At 71.2% G+C, this 11,561-nt stretch carries 12 protein-coding genes and 1 riboswitch; of the genes, 6 read left to right on the top strand and 6 right to left on the bottom strand.

The genetic code is table 11. The features are described from left to right. Positions 1-8 precede the first annotated feature (8 nt). Positions 9-764, top strand: coding sequence for a decaprenylphospho-beta-D-erythro-pentofuranosid-2-ulose 2-reductase (locus tag AB0I66_RS17935; protein ID WP_363208823.1), 756 nt, complete (start codon positions 9-11; stop codon positions 762-764). Between the two features lie 36 nt (positions 765-800). Here the strand turns inward: AB0I66_RS17935 and AB0I66_RS17930 are convergent, their stop codons facing one another. Both AB0I66_RS17930 and trpS read right to left on the bottom strand, forming a co-directional pair. After that, on the bottom strand, positions 801-1,388 hold the full coding sequence (locus tag AB0I66_RS17930; RefSeq protein WP_363208822.1) for a 2'-5' RNA ligase family protein: 588 nt from the start codon (positions 1,386-1,388) through the stop codon (positions 801-803). A gap of 73 nt (positions 1,389-1,461) precedes the next feature. Continuing rightward, entirely contained in the window at positions 1,462-2,475 is a 1,014-nt protein-coding gene (trpS, locus tag AB0I66_RS17925) for a tryptophan--tRNA ligase (protein ID WP_363208821.1), read from the bottom strand. 162 nt (positions 2,476-2,637) lie between these two features. Between trpS and AB0I66_RS17920 the strand changes: the two genes are divergently transcribed. The 3 genes from AB0I66_RS17920 (at position 2,638) to AB0I66_RS17910 (ending at position 5,009) form a co-directional block, all read left to right on the top strand. Then, the gene (locus AB0I66_RS17920; protein ID WP_363208820.1) at positions 2,638-3,246 is read left to right on the top strand and encodes a sigma-70 family RNA polymerase sigma factor; all 609 of its coding nucleotides are present in this window, start codon (positions 2,638-2,640) and stop codon (positions 3,244-3,246) included. After that, positions 3,239-4,105, top strand: coding sequence for a hypothetical protein (locus AB0I66_RS17915; RefSeq protein WP_363208819.1), 867 nt, complete (start codon positions 3,239-3,241; stop codon positions 4,103-4,105). Before AB0I66_RS17920 ends, AB0I66_RS17915 begins: the two co-directional genes overlap by 8 nt. A 124-nt stretch (positions 4,106-4,229) precedes the next feature. Next, the gene (locus AB0I66_RS17910) at positions 4,230-5,009 is read left to right on the top strand and encodes a hypothetical protein (protein WP_363208818.1); all 780 of its coding nucleotides are present in this window, start codon (positions 4,230-4,232) and stop codon (positions 5,007-5,009) included. A 91-nt stretch (positions 5,010-5,100) separates the two neighbouring features. Here AB0I66_RS17910 and glyA read toward each other — a convergent pair whose 3' ends face one another. Further along, a complete protein-coding gene (glyA, locus tag AB0I66_RS17905; RefSeq protein ID WP_363208817.1) occupies positions 5,101-6,378 on the bottom strand; it encodes a serine hydroxymethyltransferase in 1,278 nt (425 codons plus the stop codon). A gap of 40 nt (positions 6,379-6,418) precedes the next feature. Further along, positions 6,419-6,509, bottom strand: a riboswitch (ZMP/ZTP riboswitch). Positions 6,510-6,620: 111 nt separating this feature from the next. Here glyA and rocD point away from each other — a divergent pair. Further along, a complete protein-coding gene (rocD, locus tag AB0I66_RS17900; protein ID WP_363208816.1) occupies positions 6,621-7,823 on the top strand; it encodes an ornithine--oxo-acid transaminase in 1,203 nt (400 codons plus the stop codon). 65 nt (positions 7,824-7,888) lie between these two features. Here rocD and AB0I66_RS17895 read toward each other — a convergent pair whose 3' ends face one another. The 3 genes from AB0I66_RS17895 to AB0I66_RS17885 all read right to left on the bottom strand — a co-directional run bounded on the left by AB0I66_RS17895 (position 7,889) and on the right by AB0I66_RS17885 (position 10,390). Further along, positions 7,889-8,674 carry an SAM-dependent methyltransferase gene (locus AB0I66_RS17895; protein ID WP_363208815.1) on the bottom strand — a complete coding sequence of 262 codons (786 nt, stop codon included), beginning with the start codon at positions 8,672-8,674 and terminating at the stop codon, positions 7,889-7,891. An 85-nt stretch (positions 8,675-8,759) separates the two neighbouring features. Then, complete coding sequence (locus AB0I66_RS17890; protein WP_363208814.1) at positions 8,760-9,950, bottom strand: glutathionylspermidine synthase family protein; 1,191 nt, start codon at positions 9,948-9,950, stop codon at positions 8,760-8,762. A gap of 92 nt (positions 9,951-10,042) precedes the next feature. After that, the gene (locus tag AB0I66_RS17885) at positions 10,043-10,390 is read right to left on the bottom strand and encodes a hypothetical protein (protein ID WP_363209376.1); all 348 of its coding nucleotides are present in this window, start codon (positions 10,388-10,390) and stop codon (positions 10,043-10,045) included. A 265-nt stretch (positions 10,391-10,655) separates the two neighbouring features. On the opposite strand from AB0I66_RS17885, the gene AB0I66_RS17880 reads away from it, so the two are divergent. After that, the gene (locus AB0I66_RS17880; protein WP_363209375.1) at positions 10,656-11,507 is read left to right on the top strand and encodes a hypothetical protein; all 852 of its coding nucleotides are present in this window, start codon (positions 10,656-10,658) and stop codon (positions 11,505-11,507) included. Positions 11,508-11,561 lie beyond the last annotated feature (54 nt).

The raw sequence follows: 11,561 nt of genomic DNA, 5'->3' as shown, positions 1-11,561 counted from the left end.
TTGGTCCCATGAAGGACGCCTTCGGCACCCCCCAGTCCCTGCTCGTACTCGGCGGCACCTCCGAGATCGGCCTCGCCACGGCCCGCCGTCTGGTCGCGCGGCGCACCCGTACCGTGTGGCTGGCCGGGCGGCCGTCCCCGGGCCTGGAGAAGGCCGCCGAAGGCCTGCGTGACATGGGTGCGGACGTCCGCACCGTCGCCTTCGACGCGCTCGACTCCGAGTCCCACGAGGCCACCCTCGGGAAGATCTTCGCCGAGGGCGACATCGACATGGTCCTGCTGGCCTTCGGCATCCTCGGTGACCAGGCGCGAGACGAGGACGAGCCGCTGTCCGCGGTGCGGGTCGCGCAGACGAACTACACCGGGGCGGTCTCGGCCGGCCTGGTGTGCGCACGGTCGCTGCAGGCCCAGGGGCACGGCTCCCTGGTGGTGCTCTCCTCGGTCGCGGGCGAACGTGCCCGCCGCTCGAACTTCATCTACGGGTCGAGCAAGGCGGGCCTCGACGCCTTCGCCCAGGGCCTGGGCGACGCGCTGCACGGCACGGGGGTGCACGTGATGGTGGTCCGCCCCGGCTTCGTGCGCTCCAAGATGACGGCCGGCCTGGAGGAGGCCCCCATGGCGACCACTCCGGAGGCGGTCGCCGAGGCCATCGAGACGGGCCTGCGGCGGCGCTCGGAGACGGTGTGGGTGCCCGGCGCGCTGCGGGTGGTCATGTCGGCGCTGCGGCACGTGCCGCGGACGGTGTTCCGACGGCTTCCGGTGTGAGGCCGATTTCCGTATGAGGCTCTACGGGGGCGCCGGTCAGCGGGTGGGCAGCGCGCCGTGCGCCGCCGGGGCCGCCGCCTGCGGCGGCACGACCGGGCCGCCACCGCCGAAGGCGAACTCGCGCAGCTTGCGCCACACACCGTCCGCGCCCTGCTCGTAGAGCGCGAAGCCGGTGCAGGGCCACTCGGCCTCGTACTCGGAAAGCTCCGCGTACGCCCGGTCCATGGCCTCTTCGGAGATGCCGTGCGCCACCGTGACGTGCGGGTGGTACGGGAACTGCAGCTCGCGCGCGATGGGCCCGGACGCGTCCCGCACCCGCTCCTGGAGCCAGCCACAGGCCGACCCGCCCGCCACCACCTGGACGAAGACGACGGGCGACAGCGGCCGGAACGTGCCCGTCCCGGAGAGCCGCATCGGGAAGGGGCGCCCGGCGGCCGCGACGGCCCCCAGGTGCGCCTCCACGGCGGGCAGCGCCGCGGCGTCCACCAGGGTCGGCGGCAGCAGCGTGACGTGGGTGGGGATGCCGTGTGCCGCGGGGTCCCCGAAGCCCGCGCGCCGCTCCTGGAGCAGGCTGCCGTGAGGCTCCGGGACCGCGATCGACACACCGATCGTTACGGTCCCCACGTCGTACTCCTGTCGGTCGGGTGGCGGGCAGAGGGCGCTGTTGTGTTCGGCGTGGTGCAGGGGGGTGCGTGGCTCAGTGCTTGGCGGGCAGGAGGCCCACCTTGTCGTACGCCTGGGCGAGGGTCTCCGCGGCGACGGCACGCGCCTTCTCCGCACCCTTGGCCAGGATCGAGTCGAGCGTCTCCGGGTCGTCCAGGTAGGCCTGGGTACGGTCCCGGAAGGGCGTCACGAAGTCGACCATGACGTCGGCGAGGTCAGTCTTCAGCGCACCGTAGCCCTTGCCGGCGTACTTCTGCTCCAGTTCCGGGATACCGGTGCCGGTGAGCGTCGAGTAGATGGTGAGGAGGTTGCTGACACCCGGCTTGTTCGCGGTGTCGTACCGCACGACCGTGTCGGTGTCGGTGACCGCGCTCTTGACCTTCTTCGCGGTGGCCTTGGGCTCGTCGAGGAGGTTGATCAGGCCCTTCGGGGTGGACGCCGACTTGCTCATCTTGATCGACGGGTCCTGAAGGTCGAAGATCTTCGCCGTCTCCTTGAGGATGTACGCCGCCGGGACGGTGAACGTCTCGCCGAAGCGGCCGTTGAAACGCTCCGCGAGGTCGCGGGTCAGCTCGATGTGCTGGCGCTGGTCCTCACCGACCGGGACCTGGTTGGCCTGGTAGAGCAGGATGTCCGCGACCTGGAGCACCGGGTACGTGAAGAGGCCCACGGAGGCGCGGTCGGCGCCCTGCTTGGCCGCCTTGTCCTTGAACTGCGTCATGCGCGACGCCTCGCCGAAGCCCGTGAGGCAGTTCATGATCCAGCCGAGCTGGGCGTGCTCGGGGACGTGGCTCTGGACGAAGAGCGTGCAGCGCTCCGGGTCGAGACCGGCGGCCAGGAGCTGGGCCGCGGCGAGCCGGGTGTTGGCACGGAGCTCGGCCGGGTCCTGCGGAATCGTGATCGCGTGCAGGTCCACCACCATGTAGAACGCGTCGTGGGACTCTTGCAGCGCCACCCACTGGCGGACCGCGCCAAGGTAGTTGCCGAGGTGGAACGAGCCTGCGGTGGGCTGGATTCCGGAGAGCACGCGAGGACGATCAAGGGCCATGGAGCCATTCTCTCAGGTGTCTCTCATTGCTCGGAAACAGCCATGTGACGGGTGTGCCGCGATCTTGTCCCGCGGCCGTGTCCCACCTGCCCGGTTCCGGCCTTCACGAATGCGGCCCTCACGAATGCGGAACCGATCTCGTCCGGCCGGTGTATCAAGAGTGTGAGGGCACAGGGGGAGGTCCTGGAGGGGGGCCGCGTCGTCGACGAGGGTGCGGTGATCGCGCGTGTACGCGCCGGGGAGGCGGAGGCGTACGCGGAACTGGTGCGCGCCTTTACCGGCGTCGCGCTCAGGGCGGCCGTGGCACTCGGGGCGGGAGCGGACGCGGAAGACGTGGTGCAGCAGGCCTTTTTCAAGGCGTACTGCTCCTTGGGGCGGTTCAGGGACGGTTCGGCGTTCAAGCCGTGGCTGCTCGCGATCGTCGCCAATGAGACGAGGAACACAGTGCGTTCGGCGGTCCGGCAGCGGTCGCTCGTCGGACGTGAGGCGGCGCTCGCGGAGGCGGAGCCGCTGATACCGGAATCGGCGGACCCGGCGGTGGCGGCGCTGCGGGACGAGCGCCGGGCGGCTCTGCTCACCGCGCTCGACCGGCTGAGCGAGGAGCACCGCCTGGTCGTCACGTACCGATATCTCCTGGAGATGGACGAGACGGAGACGGCCGAGGCGCTGGGGTGGCCGCGGGGCACGGTCAAATCCCGGCTGAACCGCGCGCTGCGGAAGCTGGAGCGGACCATGCCGCAGGGGCCGGAAGGAGGTGACGGGCATGAGTGAGCGGGACGACGATCAGGACAGGCGGGGCGGCGGTGGCGACGGCGGTCGCGCCGAGCGGGCCGGTGGCAGCGGTGCCCGTCGGCTTCCCGAGGAGCTGCGGGCGCTCGGCCGGTCCCTCGATCCGCCGGGGGTTTCCGGCGAGACGATGGCCGAGCGGGTCATCGCGCAGATCATCGCGGAGTCGGTGCCGGCGCCGGTCGCCGAGCCGGCTGGGCTCGTCTCCCGGCTGCGGTCGTGGCTGCGGGCGCGCTGGCGAGTCCTTACGGCGGCGCTGTGCGGGCTCCTGACGGCGGCGGTGCTCGCGCCGCCGGTGCGGGCCGCGGTCTTCGAATGGTTCGACTTCGGCGGGGTCGAGGTGCGGTATGACCCGTCGGCGACTCCGCCGACCGAGGCGGGCGTGCCGGGTTGCGGTGCCGGGGTCAGTCTGGCCGAGGCCGAGCGGCGGGCTGGGTTCGTGCCCGCGGTGCCGGACGCGCTGGGTGCGCCGGACGCCGTGGCGGTGACGCGGGAGCCGGGCGCGCGCGTCGTGGTCACCCTGTGCTGGCGCGACGGGGGGCGGACGATACGGCTCGATGAGTTCGGGGCACGGCTCGACCCGAGTTTCAGCAAGAGGGTGACGGAGTATCCCGAGTGGGTCGAGGTCGGCCGTGAGACGGGGATGTGGTTCCCGCGCCCGCATCGACTCACGTTCTGGATGGTGGAGGACGACGGCGACCGGTGGACGCGCTCCGAACGCACGGCGGGTCCGACGCTCCTGTGGACGCACGGACCGAAGCTCACGTTGCGCCTTGAGGGCGTGGCGTCCAGGGAGCGGGCCCTGGAGATCGGGAAATCGGTCTCGATCCGGCCGGGCGAATAGGGAACCCGCAGGGCTCGGGCGGTGTACCAGAAGTGAGGCGGTGCGGACGGTCGTGCCGGAGATCGATTGGGGGATCGACATGCGGGTGCGAAGGGTGCGGACAGCAAGGGCAGTGTGCGGGTCGGTGGCGGGGTTCGCGGCCGCACTGGCGCTGGTGGTGGCGGGAGCGCCGCAGGCGGTGGCGGGCGGCTCGACGAGTGTCCTCGTGGTCTCACCGGGGAGCGGGGAGAGCACGGCGCTCTACGTCAGCGACAAGGAGTACGAGGAGCTGGAGGCCGGTCTCGGCCACCTCGGGGCCGACATAGGCAAGGGACAGCGCGAGCAGCCACCAGGGCTGGCCATGGGCGACGGCAGCCATCAGATCAACGTGACGTGGATGGTCCACGACGTGCGGCCGTGGCGGGTGGACCGGGCTTATCCGGTGGTGTCCGGAGCCAAGGACGGCGGGGACGGCAAGGAAGGCGGGGACGGCAAGGGTGCCGATGCGGTGTGGATCCACACCACGACGGACGTCGAGTCCATGAAGGGCGTCTGGCACAAGGCGAAGGACCCGGCCCACCTGACGGCGCTGTTCAAGAAGCTCGGGGTTCTGGGTCCGCCGACGGACAAGGGCAACCAGGCGATAGGGCCGGGGTCGGACTCGACCCCACCGCCGACGTCCTCCTCGAAAGCCGAAGACGGAGCCGGAGCCGGAGCCGGGCAGGCTGCCGCGAGTGGCGGGACCGATGTCTCGCCGGGTGACGGCGGCACGGACTGGTGGTGGGCGATACCGGGCGCCGCGGCGGGGGCCGCGGGGGCGCTGCTGCTGCGGGGACCGCTCGCCGGGCGCCGTCCCCTCCTTGCCTCGCTGCGCGGGCGGCGGCCTCATGAGGGCGGCCCGCGGCAGGAGTTGAGGGACCTGTGACTGTGAGGGCTGCGGCCGCCCCCGGCCGGTGAGCCGGCCGGCCAGGGGCGGTCCAGAGCAACTGTCCGGGGCGGCTGTGCGGCCCGGCGGGTCAGTGGGCCGGCAGGCCCGGGGCCGGGTGGGCGGACATCAGGTCGGCGACCTCGGAACGGATCTTCGTCAGGGCGTCCTCGTCACCGGCACGGGCCGCGGCGACGCCCCGGTCGATCCAGTCGGCGACGGTCGGCATGTGCTCGGTACCGAGACCGCGGGAGGTGAGGGAAGGGGTGCCGATGCGGACGCCGGAGGGGTCGAACGGCTTCCGCGGGTCGTACGGCACCGTGTTGTGGTTGACGACGATCCCGGCCCGGTCGAGGGCCTTGGCGGCGACCTTGCCGGGGACTTCCTTGGGGGTGAGGTCCATCAGGATCAGGTGGTTGTCGGTGCCGCCGGAGACCAGGTCGAAGCCGCGGGCGAGGAGCGCTTCGGCGAGGGCCCGGGCGTTGGCGACGACCGCGTGGGCGTAGTCGCGGAAGGAGGGTTGCGATGCCTCGTGCAGGGCGACGGCGATGGCCGCGGTGGTCTGGTTGTGCGGGCCGCCCTGCAGGCCGGGGAAGACCGCCTTGTCGATGGCCTTGGCGTGCTCCTCGCGGGACATCAGCATCGCGCCGCGCGGGCCGCGCAGGGTCTTGTGAGTGGTCGTGGAGATCACGTCGGCGTGCGGCACCGGTGAGGGGTGGGCGCCGCCGGCGATCAGGCCGGCGATATGCGCGATGTCGGCGACGAGGACGGCTCCCGACTCGCGGGCGATCTCGGCGAAGGCGGCGAAGTCGATGGTGCGAGGGAGGGCGGTGCCACCGCAGAAGATCAGCTTCGGGCGTTCCTTGAGGGCGAGGTCGCGCACCTCGTCGAAGTCGATGAGGCCGGTGTCGTGGCGGACGCCGTACTGGACGCCGCGGAACCACTTGCCCGTGGCGGAGACGCCCCAGCCGTGGGTGAGGTGGCCGCCCATGGGGAGGGCCATGCCCATCACGGTGTCGCCGGGCTCGGCGAAGGCGAGATAGACGGCGAGGTTGGCCGGGGAGCCGGAGTAGGGCTGGACGTTGGCGTGCTCGACGCCGAAGACGGCCTTGGCCCGGGAGACGGCGAGGCGCTCGACCGGGTCGATGTTCTGCTGGCCCTCGTAGTAGCGGCGGCCCGGGTAGCCCTCGCTGTACTTGTTCTGCAGGACCGTGCCGGAGGCTTCGAGAACGGCGGTGGAGACGTAGTTCTCGCTGGGGATCAGGCGCAGGGTGTCGGCCTGGAGCTGCTCCTCGGCGTCGACGAGTGCAAAGAGTTCGGGGTCCTGCGCGGCGAGCGCGGGGTGGCTGAGGGAAGGAGTGTGAGTCATGGCGTCCTCCGGGGCGAGCGGTGTGTGTCCGGTCGTGGTCCCGGGGTGCCCAGGCGGTCGGCACCTCGAAGGTCTGGCCTCGCACGGCTTCCTCGGGGTCTGTTCCCCGTGCGCCAGTCGCCGTGCTGTCAGGGCCAGCGTATCGGGCGCGCCGGGTCGGCAGGTTTCTTCGTGCACGATCCGAGCGACGATAGGAATTGGGCGCCACACCCGCCCCACGCCGCAGGACGAACGGAGACCCCGTGTCGACTACCGAAAAGTTCATCACCTCGGCCGAAGCGCACAGCGCGCACAACTATCACCCGCTGCCGATCGTGGTCGCGACGGCGGAGGGTGCCTGGATGACGGACGTCGAGGGGCGCCGCTATCTCGACATGCTGGCCGGGTACTCGGCGCTGAATTTCGGGCACGGCAACCGCCGCCTGATCGACGCGGCCAAGGCGCAGCTGGAGCGGGTGACGCTCACCTCGCGGGCCTTCCACCACGACCGGTTCGCCGACTTCTGCACACGGCTCACGGAGCTGTGCGGCAAGGAGATGGTGCTGCCGATGAACACCGGGGCGGAGGCCGTGGAGACGGCCGTGAAGACCGCGAGGAAGTGGGGGTATCAGGTCAAGGGCGTGCCCGACGGGCGGGCGAAGATCGTCGTCGCGCGCGACAACTTCCACGGGCGGACCACGACCATCGTCAGCTTCTCGACGGACCAGGAGGCGCGGGCGGACTTCGGTCCGTACACACCGGGTTTCGAGATCGTGCCGTACGGCGATCTGACCGCGCTGCGGGCCGCGGTCACGGAGAACACCGTGGCCGTGCTCCTGGAGCCGATCCAGGGAGAGGCCGGGGTGCTTGTGCCGCCGGCCGGGTATCTGGCGGGCGTACGGGAGTTGACGCGGGAGCGGAACGTCCTCTTCATGGCGGACGAGATCCAGTCGGGGCTCGGCAGGACGGGCAGGACGTTCGCGTGCGAGCACGAGGGCGTGGTGCCGGACGTGTACATCCTGGGCAAGGCGCTCGGCGGGGGCGTGGTGCCGGTGTCCGCGGTGGTGGCGGACGCGGATGTGCTCGGGGTGTTCAAGCCGGGCGAGCACGGGTCGACGTTCGGCGGCAATCCCCTGGCGTGCGCGGTGGCGCTGGAGGTCGTGGCGATGCTCGGCTCGGGCGAATACCAGCAGCGGGCCACCGAGCTCGGCGAGCATCTGCACGCCGAGCTCGGGCTCCTCGCCGGTACGGGGGCGGTGACGCAGGTGCGGGGCCGCGGGCTGTGGGCGGGCGTCGACATCGAGCCCTCGCACGGCACGGGCCGTGAGATCTCCCAGAAGCTAATGGACCGGGGTGTGCTGGTCAAGGACACCCACGGGTCCACCATCCGGATCGCGCCCCCACTGGTGATCAGCAAGGAGGACCTGGACTGGGGGCTTGATCAGCTGCGGGCCGTGCTGGCCTAGCTCCGGGCTGGCCTAGCTCCGGGGTGGGGCGCCGCGTGGGGCGGAGGCCGACGTCGACCTCGGCGTCAGCGCTTGGTGCCGACTCCGCCGAACATGGCCACGTCCTCGACCCCGGCCGCCGGCTCCGTGCGCCAGCGGTTGCACGAGACGACTCCGGGTTCCAGGAGCTCCAGGCCCTCGAAGAAACGCGCCACCTGCTCGGGCGTGCGTTGCGTCAGCTTGGGTGTGCCGTTCTCGTTCCAGAACGCCACCGCCTCGTCGACGTCGGGCATCTCCGGGCTGGTGATCGTGTGCGAGAGGACCAGGTGGCTGCCGGCCGGGAGCGCGTCGAGCAGGCGGCGCACGATGCCGTACGCCTCGGAGTCGTCGTCGATGAAGATGACGACTCCGAGCAGCATCAGCGCGACCGGCTGCTCGAAGTCCAGGGTCTTGGCGGCGTGTTCGAGGATCTTGTCGACGTTGCGCAGGTCCTCGTCGAGGTAGTCGGTCCTGCCCTCGGGGGTGCTGGTGAGGAGGGCGCGCGCGTGGGTGAGGACCAGCGGGTCGTTGTCGACGTAGACGACTCGGGTCTCGGGGGCGATCCGCTGGGCGACCTCGTGGGTGTTGTCGGCGGTCGGCAGCCCGGTGCCGATGTCGAGGAACTGCCGGATGCCGCACTCGGTGACCAGGTGGCTCACGGCGCGCCCGAGGAACTGTCGGTCGGCCAGCGCGTATGCGCCGATGCCGGGGTGCAGCGTGCGGATCTGGTCTCCGGCGGCCTGGTCGACGGGGTAGTTGTCCTTGCCGCCGAGCCAGTAGTTCCAGATACGGGCCGTGTGAGGCTGCGTGGTGTTGATCCTGCTGTCGGTCATGTGCGCGGTCGCCTCCGAGTCCGTGGTCGAACAACCGGCAGCCTACTTGGGTGACTTGAGGGACGACCGCGCAACCCGGACGGGCTCAGAGAATTACGTGCGGCAGGAATCTCGCGTACTCGTCCGTGATCAGGCCCGCCGACTCGCGGATGCCGAGACCCGCCGCCTCGTTCTCGACGACCCAGGCGCCGAGCACCACACGGTTGCCGTCGAAGTCGGGCAGGGGCGCCAACTCCTGGTAGCAGCAGGCGTCTTCGCGTACGAGGGGTTCGGAGCCCGGCGGGTGGACCGTGACGCCGGCGCCTTCGCGGCCGAGGAGGGGCTTGGCGACGTGGCCACGCCCGGAGGCGAGCTCCCGGGGGCCGTCCAGATAGGCGGGGAGGAGGTTGGGGTGGTTGGGGTAGAGCTCCCAAAGTACGGCGAGCAGCGCCTTGTTGGAGAGGAGCATCTTCCAGGCGGGTTCGATCCAGAGGGTGGAGCCGGTGCCGCCGCCGTTGTCCAGGGTCTCCAGGACGTGCGGGGCGAAGCGGTCCGTGGTCAGCCACTCCCACGGGTAGAGCTTGAAGCAGCTGCGGATGAAGCCGAGCTTCTTGTCGACGAAGCGCCGCGAGAGCCGGTCCCAGCCGATGTCCTCCATGGAGATCGCCTCGGTGTCGAGCCCGGCCTGCTGCGCGGTCTCGCGCAGATACGCGACCGTCATCAGGTCCTCGCCGAGTTCGTCTCCCGCGGAGTGCGCGAAGTACAGCGGGCCGCCGGGCGGAAGCAGCGACGCCTGCTTCTTCCAGGCGTCCACGAGGCGCTCGTGGAGGGAGTTCCACTGGTCGGCGCCCGGGAAGCACTCCTCCATCCAGAACCACTGGGGGCTCGCGGCCTCGACCAGCGAGGTGGGGGTGTCGGCGTTGTACTCCAGCATCTTGGCCGGGCGGCCGCTCGTGCCGTCGTAGTGCAGGTCGAACCGGCCGTAGAGGGAGGGGAGTTCGGCGCGTCGGCGCCATGCCTCGGTGACCGCGTCCGCCACTCGGGGGTCGGTGATGCCGAGATCGGCGAGGCGCCCCTGCGTGACGATGTGCTCGGCAGCCGCGAGGCACATCGCGTGCAGTTCCTCGACGACCTCCTCCAGGGCCTCGACCTCGGGGAGCGTGAACGCGTAGTAGGCGGACTCGTCCCAGTAGGGGCGGAGGGAGTCGTCGGGGTAGCGGGTCAGGGGGTAGATGAGCCCCTGATCCTCGACCGTCTGCTGCCAGCCGGGGCGGGGGGTGATGGTGCGGCGTTCCATGGCCTCGGGTCTCGGGTCGCTGGTCGCTGGTCGCTGGTCTCGGGTCGCGGGTGTCGGGCAACAGGTCGCGTGTAGCGGGGCTCGCTCGTGGGTCAGCCGCCGCCGCTGCCGCTGCCCGAGCAGCCGAAGCCGTCGCGGTCGACGGCCTCGCTGCGGCTGAAGGTGCCGTAGTCGGCGCGGCGGCCGTCGATGTCCGCGTCGTAGTACCAGTCGGCGTCCATGCGACCGGACTTGCCTGTGCCGGTGCCGGTGCCATACGAACTGCCGCTGCTGTTGCGTCCCTTGCCATACGAGGAGGAGGAGGACGAATTGGCGCCGCTCTTGCAGTTCTTGTCGGCGACGATCTTGTAGCCGGTGAGGAGGTCGTAGCTGTCGCGGTCCACGCACCGCCTGTCCGGCTCCGAGCCGCACGAGGTCAGGGCCGCCGCGAGGACACCCATCCCGCCGAGTACGACCGTGCTGGAGCGCAGCCTTCGCGGGGCCTTCCGCTCTGCCCCCTGCCCCGACCGCTGCTCCGTCTGCTGCTCCGTCTGCTGCTCTATCTGCCGCTGTGTCTGCTGCTGTGTCTGCTGCTTCGGCGCCATCTGTTCTTTCGCTCCCCCGTTGCCCTACGTGATCGGCGATCAGCGTAGGTAAGGGGCCCCGGGTCGTGCCAACCGGCTCAGCCGAATCCCCTTCCTCTACAGTCACTTCGTGTCTCTTGGGATGATTTGCGCACTCGGTTCAGCGGTCTGCTTCGGCACGGCCTCCGTCTTCCAGGCCATTGCCGCCCGCGCCACGGCGCCGGGCACGGGCTCCGGGGTCGACCCCGCGCTGCTGCTGCGCGCGGTGAAGCAGTGGCGGTACGTCGTGGGGCTCGGGCTCGACGGGCTCGGGTTCCTGCTGCAGATCGTGGCGCTGCGCTCCATCCCGATCTACGCCGTCGGTGCGGCGCTCGCCGCGAGCCTCGCCGTCACGGCGGTGGTGGCCTCGCGGATGCTGCGGGTGCGGTTGAGCGGCGTGGAGTGGGCAGCGGTGGGGGTGGTGTGCGCGGGGCTCGCGATGCTGGGGCTCGCGTCGGGGGACGAGGGGGAGAGCACCGGGTCGACGACTTTGCGGTACGTGCTGCTGGGCGTTGCGGTGGGGGTGCTGCTGCTCGGCGCGGTGGCCGGGCGGCTGCCGGGGCGGGGGCGGGCGCCGGCCCTGGGGCTCGGGGCCGGGCTCGGGTTCGGGGTGGTGGAGGTGGCGGTGCGGCTCATCGACGACGTCTCGCCGGGGGCACTGGTCCGCAATCCGGCCGCCTACGCCTTGCTGGTGGGCGGGGGTGCGGCGTTCCTGCTGCTGACGTCCGCGTTGCAGCGGGGGTCGGTGACGACCGCCACCGCGGGGATGGTGATCGGGGAGACGGTCGGGCCCGCGGTGGTGGGGGTGGTGTGGCTCGGGGACCGGACTCGTAGCGGCATGGAGTGGGTGGCTGTGCTGGGGTTCGTGGTTGCGGTGGTGGGGGCGTTGGCGTTGGCGCGGTTCGGGGAGGCTTCTGCTCCTACTGAGGGTTCAGCTGTGGAGGGGGCGCGGTAGGGCGGCGGGCCCTGCGGGGCTTTCCCCCCACCCCGCCCCTTCCCGAAACCAAGG

It is taken from the genome of Streptomyces sp. NPDC050439 (assembly GCF_040655335.1).
Classification (GTDB): domain Bacteria; phylum Actinomycetota; class Actinomycetes; order Streptomycetales; family Streptomycetaceae; genus Streptomyces.
This window is presented reverse-complemented; position numbering and strand designations above follow the sequence as displayed.

Bases quoted from the DNA above. Each gene is read 5' to 3' on its own strand.
- AB0I66_RS17880 (WP_363209375.1), top strand. From the start codon at position 10,656: ATGATTTGCGCACTCGGTTCAGCGGTCTGCTTCGGCACGGCCTCCGTC.
- glyA (WP_363208817.1), bottom strand. From the start codon at position 6,378: ATGACTCACACTCCTTCCCTCAGCCACCCCGCGCTCGCCGCGCAGGAC.
- AB0I66_RS17895 (WP_363208815.1), bottom strand. From the start codon at position 8,674: ATGACCGACAGCAGGATCAACACCACGCAGCCTCACACGGCCCGTATC.
- AB0I66_RS17890 (WP_363208814.1), bottom strand. From the start codon at position 9,950: ATGGAACGCCGCACCATCACCCCCCGCCCCGGCTGGCAGCAGACGGTC.
- AB0I66_RS17885 (WP_363209376.1), bottom strand. From the start codon at position 10,390: ATGGGTGTCCTCGCGGCGGCCCTGACCTCGTGCGGCTCGGAGCCGGAC.
- trpS (WP_363208821.1), bottom strand. From the start codon at position 2,475: ATGGCCCTTGATCGTCCTCGCGTGCTCTCCGGAATCCAGCCCACCGCA.
- AB0I66_RS17915 (WP_363208819.1), top strand. From the start codon at position 3,239: ATGAGTGAGCGGGACGACGATCAGGACAGGCGGGGCGGCGGTGGCGAC.
- AB0I66_RS17935 (WP_363208823.1), top strand. From the start codon at position 9: ATGAAGGACGCCTTCGGCACCCCCCAGTCCCTGCTCGTACTCGGCGGC.